The 15413-nt window shown below is 73.8% G+C and carries 14 protein-coding genes; 5 read left to right on the top strand and 9 right to left on the bottom strand.

Annotated features, from left to right (window positions below):
* Nucleotides 1–8: 8 nt before the first annotated feature.
* From AB0F58_RS23425 to AB0F58_RS23415, 3 genes are all read right to left on the bottom strand, one after another.
* A complete protein-coding gene (locus tag AB0F58_RS23425; RefSeq protein ID WP_357146629.1) occupies nt 9–920 on the bottom strand; it encodes a sugar ABC transporter permease in 912 nt (303 codons plus the stop codon).
* 36 nt (nt 921–956) lie between these two features.
* On the bottom strand, nt 957–2390 hold the full coding sequence (gene ngcE, locus AB0F58_RS23420; RefSeq protein WP_357146626.1) for an N-acetylglucosamine/diacetylchitobiose ABC transporter substrate-binding protein: 1434 nt from the start codon (nt 2388–2390) through the stop codon (nt 957–959).
* Between the two features lie 131 nt (nt 2391–2521).
* Nucleotides 2522–3478 carry a MurR/RpiR family transcriptional regulator gene (locus AB0F58_RS23415; RefSeq protein WP_357146624.1) on the bottom strand — a complete coding sequence of 319 codons (957 nt, stop codon included), beginning with the start codon at nt 3476–3478 and terminating at the stop codon, nt 2522–2524.
* 202 nt (nt 3479–3680) lie between these two features.
* Between AB0F58_RS23415 and AB0F58_RS23410 the strand changes: the two genes are divergently transcribed.
* The 3 genes from AB0F58_RS23410 to AB0F58_RS23400 all read left to right on the top strand — a co-directional run bounded on the left by AB0F58_RS23410 (nt 3681) and on the right by AB0F58_RS23400 (nt 6690).
* Nucleotides 3681–4679 carry a BadF/BadG/BcrA/BcrD ATPase family protein gene (locus AB0F58_RS23410; protein ID WP_357146621.1) on the top strand — a complete coding sequence of 333 codons (999 nt, stop codon included), beginning with the start codon at nt 3681–3683 and terminating at the stop codon, nt 4677–4679.
* A gap of 9 nt (nt 4680–4688) precedes the next feature.
* The gene (locus tag AB0F58_RS23405) at nt 4689–6068 is read left to right on the top strand and encodes an acyltransferase (RefSeq protein WP_357146618.1); all 1380 of its coding nucleotides are present in this window, start codon (nt 4689–4691) and stop codon (nt 6066–6068) included.
* A 124-nt stretch (nt 6069–6192) separates the two neighbouring features.
* Nucleotides 6193–6690, top strand: a complete 498-nt coding sequence (locus AB0F58_RS23400) for a GNAT family N-acetyltransferase (RefSeq protein ID WP_357146615.1) — start codon at nt 6193–6195, stop codon at nt 6688–6690.
* A gap of 21 nt (nt 6691–6711) precedes the next feature.
* Here the strand turns inward: AB0F58_RS23400 and AB0F58_RS23395 are convergent, their stop codons facing one another.
* The 3 genes from AB0F58_RS23395 to murD all read right to left on the bottom strand — a co-directional run bounded on the left by AB0F58_RS23395 (nt 6712) and on the right by murD (nt 9242).
* Nucleotides 6712–7011, bottom strand: a complete 300-nt coding sequence (locus AB0F58_RS23395) for an AzlD domain-containing protein (protein WP_357146612.1) — start codon at nt 7009–7011, stop codon at nt 6712–6714.
* Nucleotides 7011–7835, bottom strand: coding sequence for an AzlC family ABC transporter permease (locus tag AB0F58_RS23390; RefSeq protein WP_357146609.1), 825 nt, complete (start codon nt 7833–7835; stop codon nt 7011–7013). Before AB0F58_RS23390 ends, AB0F58_RS23395 begins: the two co-directional genes overlap by 1 nt.
* A gap of 63 nt (nt 7836–7898) precedes the next feature.
* A complete protein-coding gene (gene murD / locus AB0F58_RS23385; protein ID WP_357146607.1) occupies nt 7899–9242 on the bottom strand; it encodes a UDP-N-acetylmuramoyl-L-alanine--D-glutamate ligase in 1344 nt (447 codons plus the stop codon).
* Nucleotides 9243–9296: 54 nt separating this feature from the next.
* Between murD and AB0F58_RS23380 the strand changes: the two genes are divergently transcribed.
* Entirely contained in the window at nt 9297–10646 is a 1350-nt protein-coding gene (locus tag AB0F58_RS23380) for a hypothetical protein (protein ID WP_357146604.1), read from the top strand.
* Nucleotides 10647–10752: 106 nt separating this feature from the next.
* On the opposite strand, the gene AB0F58_RS23375 is transcribed toward AB0F58_RS23380, so the two are convergent.
* The gene (locus AB0F58_RS23375; protein ID WP_357146602.1) at nt 10753–11688 is read right to left on the bottom strand and encodes an aminoglycoside phosphotransferase family protein; all 936 of its coding nucleotides are present in this window, start codon (nt 11686–11688) and stop codon (nt 10753–10755) included.
* A 152-nt stretch (nt 11689–11840) separates the two neighbouring features.
* Nucleotides 11841–13523, bottom strand: coding sequence for a PucR family transcriptional regulator (locus tag AB0F58_RS23370; RefSeq protein WP_357146599.1), 1683 nt, complete (start codon nt 13521–13523; stop codon nt 11841–11843).
* 33 nt (nt 13524–13556) lie between these two features.
* Here AB0F58_RS23370 and AB0F58_RS23365 point away from each other — a divergent pair, with 33 nt between their 5' ends.
* Nucleotides 13557–14438, top strand: a complete 882-nt coding sequence (locus AB0F58_RS23365; protein ID WP_357146775.1) for an RNA methyltransferase — start codon at nt 13557–13559, stop codon at nt 14436–14438.
* Nucleotides 14439–14472: 34 nt separating this feature from the next.
* Here the strand turns inward: AB0F58_RS23365 and AB0F58_RS23360 are convergent, their stop codons facing one another.
* A complete protein-coding gene (locus AB0F58_RS23360) occupies nt 14473–15126 on the bottom strand; it encodes a hypothetical protein (protein WP_357146596.1) in 654 nt (217 codons plus the stop codon).
* Between the last annotated feature and the right edge of the window lie 287 nt (nt 15127–15413).

Here is a 15413-nt window from a genome sequence, read left to right as displayed (position 1 = left end):
TGCCGCCTCTACAGCTCGATCGTGTCACGCTTGCTGACGCGCAGGGTGAGCGCGGCGAACGTGATCGTCAGGAAGAACAGCGCCACGCCCATCGCCGAGGCGTAGCCGAACTGGGAGTAGCTGAACGCGTTGCGGTAGATCTCGATGCCGAGCACCGTGGTGGCCCCGTCGGGACCGCCCTGGTCGACGGAGAGCACCTGCACGATGGCGAAGGCGTCGAAGGCGGCGATGCCCAGGTAGACCCAGGCGACCTGGAGGGTGTCCCAGAGCAGCGGCAGGGTCACCCGGAAGAACATCGCCGTCCGCCCGGCACCGTCGATGGTGGCCGCCTCGTAGATGTCCTTCGGCACCGAGGACATGCCGGCCGAGAAGAGCACCACGTAGAAGCCGACCGCCTGCCAGACCAGCACCGCGATGATCGACCAGAGCGCGATGTCCGGGTTGGCCATGAAGAGCACCGGATCGAGCCCGACCGCGCCCAGCGCCCCGTTGAGCAGGCCGCTGTCGTCCGGTGCGTAGACCCGACTGAAGATCACCCCGACGATGACCACCGCCAGGACCTGAGGGAAGAAGAACACCACCCGGTAGAACTTCGACCCCCAGACCCCGGTCATCACGCCGCCCCGGCTCCCCCCGCCCACGTTGAGCATGAAGGCGAAGAAGAGCGCGAGGAGGATCGTGAGCAGCGGCAGGGCGAGCAGCAGGAGCCCGTGGTGCCGGATGGCCTTCCAGAAGACGTCGTCGTCCAGCAGTCGGGCGAAGTTCTCCAGACCGATGAACTCCGGGTTCGCGCTGACCCCGCGCCAGTTGGTGGTGGCGAGGTAGAAGGCCTGGGCGTACGGCCCCAGCACGAAGGTCACGTAGATCGCGACCGGCGCCGCCAGGAAGCCGATGATGAACGGGTACCTGCCATGCCGCATGGTTGTCTCGTCTCCGCTCGCCTCGCTACGCCCGGGTCAGCGCTTGAACTTCTCGATGGAGGAGTCCTTCTTGACCGCGTCGGCGACCTTCTGCATCCGGTCGCAGAACTTCTGCGCGGAGCCCCCGGAGAACATCAGCTCGTTGGTCGCGGCGCGGGCCTCGTCGTCGAGCTTCTTGTACCAGGCGTCGAAGCGGTAGCTGAAGTAGTCCTTGCCGGCCGCCGCCAGCACGGCGTTGCCGCTGGTCAGGCCGGGCGAGATGTCCACGCCGTCGACCGCGCCCTGGACCACCGTGAGCACCTTGGTCAGCTCGGTGAAGCCCTTCGCACCGGCCTTGGAGAGCATGTGCCGCAGGTACTCCATACCGCCGCGCGGGTTCTTGCCCTTGGCGGCCACGAAGTACATCTCGCCGGCCGCCGCGTAGATCGCGGTCTGCGGCAGCGCGTCGGACGCGGTCACGCTCGGCACCGGCATCACCGCGTACTTGAAACCGGGCGGGGTGTCCTTGGCCTGCTCGTTCTCCAGCCAGGAACCGCTCGGGTAGATCGCCACCTTGCCCTGGTTCTGCTGGAGCTGGACCTCGGTGTGCTTGAGACCCAGGTGCGCCTTGTTGCCGTACTTCGCGCCGATCTCGGCCCACGCGGCGGCGGCCTGCTTGACCGGCTCGGCCTGCCAGGCGCCGTCCTCCAGGTTGTCGATGTTCTTGAGCACGTCCGGGCCGCCGATCTTGGCGGCGCTGGTGAGCAGGACGAGGTACTGGTAGTAGGCGGCGTTCGCCCCGGCGTACGAGTACGGGGTGATCCCGGCAGCCTTGATCTTGTCGCAGAGGGCGGTGAAGTCGGCCCAGGTCTTCGGCACGGTCCAGCCGTTCTTCTCGAACAGCGCGCTGTCGTACCAGAGGCCGAAGACGGTGAACGCGTAGTTCAGCACGAACGGCTTGCCGTTGAAGGTGCCCTGCTCGACGGTGCCGGGGATGAGCAGGTCCCGCACCTTCTTCGACGGGTCGTCCAGCGAGGGGGCGTCGAACAGATCGGTGAGGTCCTGCACCTGACCGGCCTGCACCAGCGCGCCCTGGTCCATCAGCTTCGAGCCGGCGTTGTTGACCATGTCCGGCGGGGTGTTGCTGGTGAACCGGGGCTGGAGGACGGTGCCGACCTCCTCGGTCGCCGAGTGCTTCACCTCGGCCTTGGGGAACGCCTTCTTGTACGACGGGATGTGCACGTCGGTGGCGTACTTGGTGCCCAGGCCGCCGTTGAAGATGACCACCTCCAGCGCGGCGTCCTCCTTGACGCCCAGCGGGTTGGTGGCGGACTTCTCGCCGGCGGCCTGCTCGACCGGCTCGTCGTCGCCGCCGCCGACGCAGCCGCTGAGCAGGCCGACGGCCGGAGTGGCCAGCAGGCCCGCGGCGGCGGCGCGGCGCAGCACGGTGCGGCGGCTCAGGTCGGCCGGGAGCTCGGGGGTAACGGACATCGTCGTCTCCTTGACGTCAGAGTCGGATCGGGTGCGAGCGGATCAGGCCGGGTCGATTGACGGACCGTCCCGAACCGGTGGTGCGGGTCAGCCGGTGCGGCGGGTGGGCCCGGTGGGCCACCGGACGTGGGTCATGGCAGGGCCGCCCGCGCGGCCTTGTGCCCGTCGACCGCCTGCGCGGTACGCCGGAACGCCGCGTGGGCGCGGTCGTGGGTGCGTTGCGCGACCGCCACGTAGAGCAGGTCGAGCACGACCAGCTGGGGGTGGCGGGCGGACAACGCGTCGGGACGGAAGGTGGTGGCCTGGCTGGCCGTGAGCAGGACGACGTCGGCCAGTTCGGCCAGGGGCGAGCGGGGGAAGCCGGTCAGCGCCACGGTGGTCGCGCCCCGGCTGCCCGCCTCGGCGAGCATCTCGATGGTCTCCCGGGTCTGCCCGGTGTGCGAGATGCCCAGCGCCACGTCGCCGGGGCGCAGCAGCGCGGCACTGGCCAGCCCTTCGTGCACGTCGTTCCAGGCCCACGCGGCCACGCCGATGCGGTGCAGGCTGAACTGCATCTCCTCGCCGACCAGCGCGCTGCCGCTGGCCCCGAAGATGTTCACCCGGTCGGCCCCGGCGACGGCGACGGCGGCCCGTTCCACCTCGGCCAGGTCCAGCAGGGCGGCGGTGTCGTGCATGGCCCGGGTGTCGGCGGCCATGATCTGCCCGAGCACCCGTTCGAGCGGGTCACCCGGCTGGATCTCCCGGCCGATGTCGACGGTCCAGCCGGCGGAGCGGGCCCGACCGGTCTCGCCGGCGATGCCGAGCCGCAGGTCGGCGTAGCCCTCGAAGCCCATCGCCCGGCAGAACCGGGTGACCGTGGCCGGCGAGGTGCCACTGCGTTCGGCGAGTTCCACGATGGTGGCCCGGGCCGCCGCCTCCGGGTCGCTGAGCACGTGCTCGGCGACCCGGCGCAGCGCCCCGGTCAACTCGCCCGCGCCGGTGCGGACGCGGGCGAGCACGCCGTCGGCGACCCCGAGCGGAACCCGGCGGTCGGGCCCGTCGGTGTGGACCACCGCAGCGGCGGTGGCGTCCACCTCGTGACCGACCATCGGAGCCCCACCTTATCGAAAAGAGTGTTAACTGTTAGTGGTAAAAGTTCTTACTAAAGGGCCCTCCGTGTCAAGACCGTGGGCGAAGTTTTCAAACTGTTACCCGCGCCATACCCTCCGTGGTCCACCCGCCCCTTGCCAGCGGCACCCGGGTCGACCAGCATGAATCGCCCCAGCGACGATCTCCGGGAGGTTCCTCGGCATGTCCGGCAGCATCGTGGTCGGCCTGGACGTCGGCGGTACCTCCACCCGGGCCGCCGTCGTCACCACCGCCGGGGAACGCCTCGGCACCGGTCACGCCGGCGGCGGCAACCCCACCAGCCACGGCGCCGAGCGCGCCGCCGCCGAACTCCGTACCGCCCTGCGGGCCGCCCTGGCCGGCACCGACCCGGCCCGGGTCACCGCCGGGGTGATCGGACTCGCCGGGGCGGGTCGGCTCCTCGCCGACCCCGCCGGACGGGCCGCCTTCGACCAGTCCTGGCACGACGCGGGACTGCGCTGCCCGTACACGGTGCACGGCGACGCCCTGATCGCCTATGCCTCCGGCAGCCCCGACCCGGACGGCACCGTGCTCGTCGCCGGTACCGGAGCCATCGCCGCACAGGTACACGGCCTGCGGTTGGACCGGGTGGCGGACGGACACGGGTGGCTGCTCGGCGACGCCGGTTCCGGGTTCTGGCTGGGCCGCGAGGCGGTCCGACGGGTGCTGGCCGACCTGGACCGGGCCCAGCGGCCGGGCCGACTCGGCACCCGGATCCTCACCGAACTGATCGGGCACGCCGAGATCGCCCCGCGCCCCCGGGACACCGTCGACGCACTGGTCCAGGCGGTCACCCGGCGTCCCCCGGTCGAGCTGGCCCGGCTGGCCCCGCTGGTCGTCGACGCCGCCCGGCAGGACGAGCCGACCGCCGTCGCCCTCGTCGCCGAGGCCGCCGGGCACCTGGCGGAGAACGCCTCCCGGATCCGCCCCGCGGACGCCACCGGCCCGCTCGTCCTCGGCGGCGGGCTGCTCACCGGGGACACCCCGCTGGCCACCGCGCTCCAGGCCGAACTGCGCCGCCGCTGGCCGGCCGCGCCCCTGCGCCGGGCCGGCGACGGCGCGGCCGCCGCCGCCTGGCTCGCCGCCCGCGACCTGCCCGGGGTGGAGGATCCGGCTGCCCTGCACGCGCTGCTGGTGCCCCCGGCAGCCCCGGTGGCATAGCCTGACGCCATGCGCCGCCTGCGGCACCTCGCCGAGCGGACGCCGGCCGACCGGGAACGGTACGTCGACCTGCTCCGCGCGGTGGCGATCACCGTCGTCGTGCTCGGGCACTGGACCGTCGCCGTCATCGGGTACGACCCGGCCGGACGGCCGACCGGCCGCTCCGCCCTGCCCGACCTGCCCTGGGCGTACCCGCTGACCTGGCTCGCCCAGGTGATGCCGGTCTTCTTCGTCGTCGGCGGGTTCGCCAACGCCGCCTCGCTCGCCGCCCGCCGGGCCCGGGGCGGCGACGCCGCCGACTGGCTGCTCGACCGCAGCGCCCGGCTGATCCGGCCGACCACGCTCCTCGTCCTGGTGCTCGCCGTCGGTGCTCTTCTCGCCCGCGTCGCCGGGGCCGACCCGTCGATGATCCGCACCGTGGCCTGGTTCGCCACCGTGCCGCTGTGGTTCCTCGCCGCCTACCTGCTCGTCGTCCCGCTGACCCCGCTCACCTACGCCCTGCACCGGCGGTACGGGCTGGCCGTACCGGCGGCGCTGGCCGCCCTGGTCGGCCTGGGCGACCTGGCCCGGGCCACCGACCACGCCGTGCTCGCGAACGGCAACTACCTGCTCGGCTGGCTGGCCGTGCACCAGCTCGGCTACGCCTGGTACGACGCCCGGCGCGAGACCGACCCGGCACAGCGCCGGCTGCCGCCGACCCCACGGGTCGGGTGGGCGCTGCTGCTCGGCGGGGTGGCCGTGCTGGTGCTGCTGACCACCGTCGGGCCGTACCCGGTGAGCATGCTCAACGTCCCCGGCGAACGGCTGGACAACGCCGCGCCGCCGAGCCTGGCGCTGCTCGTCCTGACCACCGCCCAACTCGGACTGATCGTGGTGCTCCGCGACCGGGCCGAGCGCTGGCTGCGCCGGCCCGGCCCCTGGCAGGCGGTGATCGCGGTCAACGCGGTGGTGCTGACCGTCTTCCTCTGGCACCTGAGCGCGGCGATCCTGCTGGTCGGCGGGCTCGACGCGGTGGGCCTGCTGCCCACCCCGCCGGCCGGCTCACCGGCCTGGCTGGCCTGGCGGGTGCCCTGGCTGCTGATGCTCGTCGTGGTGCTGGCGGCGCTGGTCGCGGTCTTCGGCCGGGTGGAGGCCGGTGCCGGCCGGAGCGCCGGCGGCCCGACCGGCGGGGGCGGTGCGGGCGGGCGGCTGCGGGGCGGGTCGGCGGCGCTCGGGTACGGGGCCGTGGTCGCCGCACTCGTGGTCAACGCGGTGACCCCGAAGGACGCGCCCGAGCCACTGGGCCTGCCGGTGACCGCGCTGGTGGCGTACCTGGCGGGGGCGGGTCTGCTGAGGCTGCTCCGCCACACGGCCCAGCACCGGAGGCCCCGTCCCGGACACCTGGGGTGAGGGCGTGCCACGGCTCACCGACATCGGCCCGTACGGCGAACTCCGTCCGGTCGGGTCGGCTCCCCGGCACGACAGCGGCGAATTCGGCTCGCGGACGTCGCCCGACCGGGCCTAGCATCGCCCGGTGATCGATCATGGGCTCTGCGACCGGACCGGACGACGCGTCACCCTGCGCGACGTGGACGACGAGAACTGGCGTGCCGTCGCCGACATCGCGCCCCGCGACGACCAACGCGGGTTCGTCGCCGCCCTGGCAGCCCGCTACCTGCTGCTCTCCACGCGGGAGGACGTGTGGAGGTCCCTGGCCGTCCACGCCGACGACACGGTGGTCGGGCACGTCATGTGGGGCGTGGACGAGGACGGCTCGTACTGGCTCGGTGGCATGCTGATCGACGCCGCCGAGCAGGGCCGGGGACTCGGTCGCGCCCTCCTGCGGACCGTCACGGCCTGGTTGGCGACGCAGCCGGACTGCCGGGTGATCCGGCTGTCGTACCACCCGGAGAACACCCCGGCGCGACGGCTCTACGAGTCGACGGGCTTCCGGCCGACCGACGACGCCGAGGGCGACGAGATCGTCGCCGAACTCGTCCCGGAGGCCGCGACCCCGCACGGCCCGTCCTGACCGCCGCCGTCGGCCGAGGGCTCAGGTGAGCAGGCGCAGCAGGGCGGCGGTGCCCGCGCCGAGGGCGACCACCAGCAGGAAGGGGGCGCGCAGCAGCACGGCCATCAGGGCGACCCCGAAGCCGGCCGCCCGCGCGTCCAGCACCAGGTGCGGCCCGGTGGCGAAGGTCTGCACGGCGACCAGCGCGGCCAGCAGGGCCACCGGCAGCAGGGCGGAGGCCTCCTCCACCCGGGGGTTCTCCAGCACCGACCGGGGAACCGCGAGGCCGACGAGTTTGAGCAGGTAGACGCCGAGGGCGCCGAGCAGGATCGCGGTCCACATCAGCGCTCACCGTCCCGCTCCGGGCCCGGCAGCGGTACGGTCCCGGCCTCCGGACGCCGGTCCGTGCCGTCCCGGTCGGCGACCGGGTCGGGGCGGACCGGCGCGACCCCGACCGGCTGGCGCACCGGCTGCTCGCGTCGACCGCCGCGCAGGGCCACGACCACCGCGACCAGTCCGGCCGCCAGGACCGGGAGACCGGCGGGCAGCACCGGGACGGTGAGCAGCGCGGTCGCCGCGGCGGCGACCGCGACCGCCCAGAGCCGCCGGTCCCGCAGCCGGGGCATGAGCAGGGCGAGGAACGCCGCCGGGGCGGCCACGTCGAGCCCGAGCGCCTCCGGGTCGGGCAGCACCCGCGCGCCGAACGCCCCGGCCAGGGTGGCCAGGTTCCAGCACCCGAAGACCGAGACGCCGGTGGCCCAGAACGCCAGCCGGGCCTGCCGGGGCTCGTCCCGGACCAGGGCCATCGCCGAGCTCTCGTCGATCACGAGCTGCGCGCCGAACAGCCGACGCAGGCCGCGTACCCGCAGCAGCGCGGAGAGGTTCAGCCCGTACAGGGCGTTGCGCACGCCCAGCAACGTGGCGGTGGCCGCGCCGGTGACCGCCCCTCCCCCGGCCGCCAGCACACCGACCACCGCGAACTGGGACGCCCCGGAGAACATCAACAGCGACAGCGCACCCGCCTGCCACACCGAGAAGCCGGACACCACCGCCAACGCCCCGAACGACAACCCCAGCGCGCCGACCGCCACCCCGACCCCGGCCGCGTCGGCCAGCACCGCCCGCCGGGCCCTCGGCCAGTCCTGGTCGACCACCGCGACACCCATGCCGTCCCCCTCCCGCCGGGTCCCCCGGCCCCGCCCATCATGCCGACGGGCCGGAAGAGCAGGTCAGGCGGTGTCCCGGACGGCCTCGGCGAACACCTCGGAACGGTGCTCGAAGTTGCGGAACCGGCCGTAGCTCGGCGCGGCCGGAGACAGCAGCACCACCCCGTCGGCGGGGGTGAGCTTGCGGGCCAGGCGGACCGCCGCGACCAGGTCGTCGGCGAGTTCGGTACGCACCCGGGGCAGCCCGGCGAGAGCCTCGACGATCCGGGGACCGCTGTCCGGGATGCCGATCACGGTGATCTCCCGCTCCGCCAGGTGCTCCCGGAGCGGGGTGTAGTCGAGTCCCCGGTCGGTGCCGCCCACGATCACCGTCAGCGGGCGGGTCTCGTACGCGTCGATCGCGTGCATCGCCGCGTACGGGCTGGTGGCGAGGGTGTCGTCGACGAAGGTCAGCCCGGACGGGTCGGCGATCTCGGTGAGCCGGTGGGCGAGTCCCCGGAACCCGGCGACCGCCGCCGCGACCTCGTCGGAGCGGGCCGGCACGTCCACGTCGAGCGCGTCGAGCACCGCCAGGGCCACGCAGAGGTTGCCCGCGTTGTGCGCGCCGACCAGCGGCAGCGTCGTACGGGCGAAGAGCGGCCGGTCGGCGGCGTGGAACCACGGCGTGCCGTCCGGACCGGGGGCGACGTGGAAGCCGTCGGGACGGCCGGCGCGCACCGCCGGACGGTCGCCCAGCTCGGCGGCGAGCCGCTCGTCGGTGCCGTTGACCACCACCGTCTCCGGGCCGTGGGCGAGCAGGTTGAGCTTGTCCCGGTAGTACTCCCGCTCGCCGCCGTGCGCGTCGAGGTGCTCCGGGAACAGGGCGGTGACCACCGCCACCCGGGGCGAGTCGGTCAGGTCGCTGCACTGGTAGCTGGAGAGTTCCAGCACGTACAGCTCGGCCTCGGGCAGGTCGAGCAGGGGCACCCCGATGTTGCCGCCGAACACGTTCGGCCGGCCGAGCGCGGTGAGCAGGTGGGAGATCAGGCTGGACGTGGTGCTCTTGCCCTTGCTGCCGGTGACCCCGACGGTGCGCGCGGCGTGGTCGGCCATCCAGAGCGCGCTGCCGCCGGTGACGGTGCCACCCCGGCGGCGCAGCTCGACCAGCCACGGGTGGGTCTGCGGCACCCCCGGCGAACGGACCACCACGTCGGCGGCGGCCAGCCGGGCGAAGCCCTCCTCCCCGGTGACCAGCGGCGCGGCCTCGGCCAGCGGCCCGGACCAGTCCAGCGAGAGGAAGTTCGCGCTGTCGTCGACGGCGACCAGGGCCGCCGGACCGTGCGCCGCGACGGCGGTCACCGCGGCCCGGCCCTCCCGGCCGGTCCCCCAGACGGCGACGGAACGTCCGCGCAGGTCAGACAGGCGCACGGGGGATCTCCTCCAGCCAGGTACGGGCTCATTTGTCACGGCCTAGTATGGCGTGTGCCCAACGAACAGCTCCGGCGGATGGACGCCTTCACCTTTCCGTCCCGCTCGATCGATCCGGCCACCGGCGAGGTGCGGCTGGACTACGCGCTGACCGGCCCGGACGGCGAGGTGCGGTTCACCGAGGTGATCACCCTTCCGCCCCCGCCCGCGCCGCCGTCGGAGGCCACCCTCGCCACCCTCGACCGGGTGCTGGACCTGCTGCACCTGGCCGCCGGGGTGAGCTACTACAAGGCCGCCGCCCCGCCCCGCCTGGTCGCGCCCGCGCCGCTCGGCCCGGCCGCCGCCGCGCTGCTCACCGCCGTCTACACCAGGGGTCTCGCCGAGTACGCCTACCGCAACGACCTGCCGTACGTGCTGGAGCTGACCCCGGAGATCCCGGCCGGCTCGGTGCCCCCGGCGGCGATGGTGGACACCGCCGACCGGCGTCCCCTGTCGGCGGTCGGCGGCGGCAAGGACTCCATCGTCAGCCTGGAGGCCCTGCGTCGGGCCGGCATGGACCCGGTGCCCTTCTCGGTCAACCCGAACCATGTGATCGACGCGGTGAACGCGGCGTCCGGGCTGACCCCGCTGGCCGCCCGGCGACGACTCGACCCGGCGCTGTTCGCGTTGAACAAGGCGGGTGCCCGCAACGGCCACATCCCGGTCACCGCGATCAACTCGCTGATCGCGGTGGCCACCGCCGTGCTGCACGGACTCGGGCCGGTGGTGATGTCCAACGAGCGCTCCGCCTCCGACCCGAACCTGATCTGGAACGGTCACGAGATCAACCACCAGTGGTCCAAGGGCGTCGAGGCGGAGGGGCTGCTCCGGGCCGCGCTCGCCGAGCACGCCGGGCTCACCGAGCCGTACTTCTCCCTGCTGCGTTCCCTGTCGGAGCTGCACATCGCCCGCCTCTTCGCCGCCTTCACCCGCTACGACGACGTGGTGACCAGCTGCAACGCGGCGTTCAAGCTGCACGACCCGAGCGCCCGCTGGTGCCGGGACTGCCCGAAGTGCCGGTTCGTCTTCCTCGCCCTCGCCCCGTTCGTGCCCCGGGAGCGGATCACCCACATCTTCGGCGGCGACCTGCTCGCCGACGACACGCAGGTCCCCGGCTACCGGGAACTGCTCGGGGTGGACGGACACAAGCCGTTCGAGTGCGTCGGCGAGGTCGAGGAGTCGGTGGTGGCGTTGAGCCTGCTGGCCGAGCAGGAGCAGTGGCGCGACGCGCCGGTGGTCCGGGCCCTGGTCGAGGCGGTGCCGGACACCGCCCGGTCAGCGGTGGCGGACTCCGACGTGTTCACCCCGGGCGGGCCGAACTTCGTCCCCCCGGCCTACGCCAAGGCCCTGGAGGGGTTGGCCTGAACGGCCCGTGCCGGGACGCGGTGGACGGTGGCGGCGTCCCGGCCTCGCCACCTGTGGCCGAGCTCGGCCCGGCCGGTCCGGCCAGGACCGTCTGCGGCACGCCCGGTCAGGTGCGGCCGGTCAGGAGGACGTCCAGGGCGGCGATCGACTCCCGCCAGCCGGCGGGACGGTCGTAGGCGACCCAGTTCCGCTCCGCCAGCGCGTGCAGTACCTCGTGGACGTCCAGCCGCCGGTGCTCGTCAGGGCCGCCGACGCCGTACCCCTCGACCAGGGCGACGGTGTCGGCGGGCCGGTGCTGGCGCACGTGCAGCCGGGTCTGGGCCAGATCGCTCAGCGGGTCGTTCCAGGACGCGCGTTCCAGGTCGACCACCCCGCACAGCCGGGGTTCCCCGGTGGCGGGGACCAGCAGGTTGCTGCCGACGAAGTCGTTGTGGCACAACATCGGCCCCGGACCTGACGCCACCGCCTGCCGGTGGCGCTCGACGAACCGTCGGACCCGGTCGGCCAGGCGCGAGGGGCCGCCAGCCCGTAGGTGCTCGGCGATCAGGTCACCGGTCCGGGCCGCCACCCGGTCCCACGCGGTTGGCCACCGGGCGCCGTCCTCGAGCAGGTCACCGAACTGTCGACCAGCCACCGTGTGCAACCGCCGCAGAGCCCGGCCCACCTCGCGGGTCAGCGCCGTCGTCCGCGCCGGGTCGAGTTCCGCGCGGCGGTCCGCCCAGCGCACACCGTCCAGGCGGGTCATGAGCAGGAAAGCGACCCCCGCCGGTCCGTCGAGCTGTCCGTATCCCACCGGTCGGGGCCCCACGATCCCCGGTACGTCAGCCAGCAGCCGAAGGGCCAGCACCTCGGTGTCCCGCCGCCGTCGGGCGGTCGCGGGATAGATCTTCAACACGTGCGGCGACCCGCCCCCGTCGCGGACGCCGACGACCTTCCCCACCGCACCCTGCACCGAGGGCGCCCACCCGTCCACCTCGACGCCCGGCACCTCCGGTCGCAACCGGTCCAGGACATCGGCGAGCACCCGCGCGTCAACGACCATGCGCACCATCCTGCCGGCCGGCCCACTGGCCGACCCGAGTGGACGGCCCGGTCGGCGACCAGCTGGGCGGGTTGGCCCAGCCGTCGTGACAGTGCCGGGCACCCCACCGCCACCCGGCGGTGGCGGTGACCGACGGGGACGGGCCGGAACGGTCAGCGGGTGCGGACGGCGTCCAGGGCGAGCAGGGCGACGTGCAGGGAGAGACAGGCGTCCACCGAGTCGAGGTCGGCGTCGAGGATGCGGGCGATCCGGGCCAGCCGCTCGTAGAACGCCGGCCGGGACAGGTGCGCGGCAGCCGCCGCCGCGGACTTGTTCCGGCCCTGCTCCAGATAGACCCGGAGCGTCCCGAGCAGCTGGTCCCGGGGGTGCCGCGCGTCGTACGCCAGCAGGGGCCCGAGTTCCCGCTCCACGAACGTCTGCACCCGGGGGTCGTCCCGCAGCAGGTGCAGCAGCCCGGCCAGCCCGACGTGCGGCAGCCGGAACACCGGCAGGTCCCGCCGGTCCCGGCGGGCGGCGTCGGCGACCTGCCGTGCCTCGACCAGTGACCGGTGGGCCTCGCGGAGGCCGCCCACCCCGGACCCGGCCGCCACGATCACCGCGCCGGGCGTACCAGGGGCGGATCGGGCGTCCACGCGGACCCGGCGCAGCGCGGCGGCGAACGCGGCCAGCGCCTTCGCCTCGGCGGCCGGGTCGGCGAGCGCGAGCAGCGCCCCCACCGCCTGGTCGTCCAGGGCGCTGGTGAGCGCGGTCAGCCGGGCCTCCCGCAGCGCCTGGCCGACCGCCTCGGCCAGGTCCCGCAGCCGCGCCGGTCCGGCCTCCTCGGGCCCCTCCTCCCCGTCGTCGGCACGGTGCCGGACCACCACGCCGACCAGGTGCCGCCGGTCCAGGGTCACCCCGAGCGCGCGGGCCCGCAGGGCCACCTCGTCCACCGGCCGGGAGTGGTCGAGCAGGGCGGTGAGCAGGGTCCGGTGCAGCTGCCGTTCCAGCCCCTCGGCGTCCCGACGGATCAGCCGGCCGAGCGCCAGGGTGGAGGCGGCCCGTTCGACCAGGATGGTCAGCCGGGTCGGCGGGGTGACCTCGCCGGGCGGGACGGTGGCCATCTCCCGGCCCGGCCAGCGCAGCAGCAGTCGTCCCCAGTCCTGTTCCCGCGCGCCGACCGTGGTGACCAGCCAGCCGCTGTCCACGTCGTACGCGGTGCGTCCGGCGGGCTGGATCCGCCGGGAGTGCTGTTCCCAGCCGTCGAGCAGCAGTTCGGCGCTCTCCCCCGCCGGGTCGTAGGCGAGCACCTGACGGGCCAGGTTCTCCAGCACCACCGGGCAGCCGGCCAGCCCGGCGGCCTGCCGGACCACCTCCTGCGGCCCGGCGCCGGAGACGGACAGTTCGGTGAACCGCTGGTGGATCTCCTCGGTGGCCCGCAGCTCGTGCAGCTGGGCGTCGACGATCAGCGCGTGCACCGCCTCGGTGATCCGCACGAACGGGGTGGCCCGGCGCAGCTCCACCAGGGGCAGCCCGCGTCGCGCGGCGGCGGCGGCCATCACCCGGGGCACCCCGCCGAAGTACCGGCGGCCCAGCTCGACGACGAGACCGGAGACCTCGACGTCGGCGAGCGTCTCGATGAACGCGCGCAGCCCCGCGTCGTCGGCGGGCAGTCCGATGCCGGTGGTCAGGACCAGTTCGCCGCCGCGCAGCAGGGTGGCGATGTCGGGCACCTCGGCGACGTGCACCCAGCGCACCCGCCGGTCCACCGCCCGCTCCCCGGCGACCAGGCGCGGTGCACCGTGCCGGACCGGGTCCAGCGCCAGCACCTCACGCACGGTAGGGAACACGGGCGACACGCTACAGTGCGTGACACCGCCTCGAGCGCAGCACTGACGAGGGCGGGACCGGTCGGCGGGATCGGCCGCCCTGGTACGCGGGCCCGTCGGCCGCTCCGGGAGAATCGGCCCGTGCCGCTCGTGACCGTGACCGACCCCGACGACCCCCGCCTCGGCGACTACCACGCCCTGACCGACGTCGAACTGCGTACCCGCTGGGAACCCCCGCACGGGCTCTTCATCGCCGAGGGTGAGTTGGTCCTGCGTCGTGCCCTACGCGCCGGCTACCGTCCGCGTTCGTTCCTGGTCGATGGCAAACGAGTCGACCAACTTGCGGACCTGCTCGACCTGGACGCCCCCGCGTACGCCGCCGCGCCGGACGTGTTGGCCCGGGTGACGGGCTTCCACGTGCACCGGGGTGTGCTGGCGAGCTTCCACCGGCGGCCCCTGCCGTCGGCGTCGGACATCCTCGCCGACGCGCGCCGCGTCGCGATCCTCGAGGACGTGAACAACCACACGAATCTCGGCGCCATCTTCCGGGGCGCCGCCGCTCTGGGGATCGATGCCGTGCTGCTCTCCCCGACCTGCGCCGATCCACTGTATCGCCGCAGCGTGCGGGTCAGCATGGGTGAGGTGTTCGCGATCCCGTACGCCACACTCGATCCCTGGCCACAGGCCCTGACCGAGGTACGCGCGGCCGGGTTCACCGTCCTGGCGCTCACGCCGTCCCCCGACGCGGTGCCGATCCAGCGGCTGGCTGAGCAGCAGCGACGGCGGGCCGCGCTGCTGCTCGGCGCGGAGGGTGCCGGGCTGACCGAGACGGCGATGCGAGCCAGTGACGTACGGGTCGTCATCCCGATGCGCCGGGGCGTCGACTCCCTGAACGTGGCCGCCGCCGCAGCGGTCACCTTCTGGGAGCTGGGACGGGACGACTGAGGCAGCCCTCTCCTGACCCGCCCGGCGCGGGTCGTCAGTACTTCATGACGCAGTAGACGACGGTCGGGTTCGTGAACCGGTACCAGCGGTTCCACCGGTAGTCCCGGGTGCACCGGTCCCCGTTCGAGGCACCGGGGACGATGTCGATGACGTGCACCGTTCCCTTCGCCTTGCACTTCGGGGCGCCGACGATCCAGCCGTTGCCGGTCGGGAACGTGTAGCACCGGTTGCGGACCAGGTGTCGCTCGAGGCACAGCCGGTAACCGTCCTCGGTGATGTACGCGGACCTGGGGTCGGCACAGGTGTTCTGGGCGATGTCCACCGACACCACCCGGTAGGTGCCCATGGTGCCGTTGCAGTTGCCGATCCCCTGGAAGTCGCCGGTCACGCTGACACTGATGCACTGCCCGATCCGGGCCGGCAGTGGTGCCGGCGCGCTGGTCGTGGGGATCGGCTCCGGCGGCGAGTACGTGTCCCGGACCGACGGAGGTGCGGGCGCCGTCCACGACGGACCGGGCACCGCGACGCCGGCCGATCCACCCGACGACTCCTGTGCGGAGTTGTAGACCATCGCCGCGCGTACCCCGATGGCGCAGATCCCGAGCAGGCACAACCCCAGCAGGGCGGCGACCAGACCGATGACGAGAGGCGCCCTGCTCTTCGGTGCCGCCGGCGGGAATGGTGGCATGCCAGGCACCGGGGCTCCCGGAACACCGGGGGCGGGATAGGTCGGTGGCGGGGGCGGATATCCGTAGCCGGGCGGTGCCACCCAGCCGGGTTCCGCAGGAGTCGCATCGGGCCGGTCGGGCACGCCTGGCGACGGAGGCGATGTCACGCGGCGATTGTGGCACGCATCCATCAGGGACGGTCACCCACGTTCGGCACCCACTCGGCGCGGTGCTCCGCCGGAGATCGGGATCCACCCTCGACCGGGAACGTGCCGATGGGCTCACCGCGCGTGCAACGGTGATCGAG

The sequence above is a fragment of the Micromonospora sp. NPDC023956 genome, from assembly GCF_040639195.1.
In the GTDB taxonomy this organism is placed as follows: domain Bacteria; phylum Actinomycetota; class Actinomycetes; order Mycobacteriales; family Micromonosporaceae; genus Micromonospora.
Note: the sequence above shows the minus strand (reverse complement) of the source record. Positions and strands in the feature narration are given on the sequence as shown.

What these genes read in the sequence shown, in the direction of transcription:
- AB0F58_RS23375 (WP_357146602.1), bottom strand. Translation starts at nt 11,688, where the DNA reads ATGGTCGTTGACGCGCGGGTGCTCGCCGATGTCCTGGACCGGTTGCGA.
- AB0F58_RS23360 (WP_357146596.1), bottom strand. Translation starts at nt 15,126, where the DNA reads ATGCCACCATTCCCGCCGGCGGCACCGAAGAGCAGGGCGCCTCTCGTC.
- AB0F58_RS23395 (WP_357146612.1), bottom strand. Translation starts at nt 7,011, where the DNA reads ATGTGGACCGCGATCCTGCTCGGCGCCCTCGGCGTCTACCTGCTCAAA.
- ngcE (WP_357146626.1), bottom strand. Translation starts at nt 2,390, where the DNA reads ATGTCCGTTACCCCCGAGCTCCCGGCCGACCTGAGCCGCCGCACCGTG.
- AB0F58_RS23405 (WP_357146618.1), top strand. Translation starts at nt 4,689, where the DNA reads ATGCGCCGCCTGCGGCACCTCGCCGAGCGGACGCCGGCCGACCGGGAA.
- AB0F58_RS23425 (WP_357146629.1), bottom strand. Translation starts at nt 920, where the DNA reads ATGCGGCATGGCAGGTACCCGTTCATCATCGGCTTCCTGGCGGCGCCG.
- AB0F58_RS23410 (WP_357146621.1), top strand. Translation starts at nt 3,681, where the DNA reads ATGTCCGGCAGCATCGTGGTCGGCCTGGACGTCGGCGGTACCTCCACC.
- AB0F58_RS23415 (WP_357146624.1), bottom strand. Translation starts at nt 3,478, where the DNA reads ATGGTCGGTCACGAGGTGGACGCCACCGCCGCTGCGGTGGTCCACACC.
- AB0F58_RS23390 (WP_357146609.1), bottom strand. Translation starts at nt 7,835, where the DNA reads ATGGGTGTCGCGGTGGTCGACCAGGACTGGCCGAGGGCCCGGCGGGCG.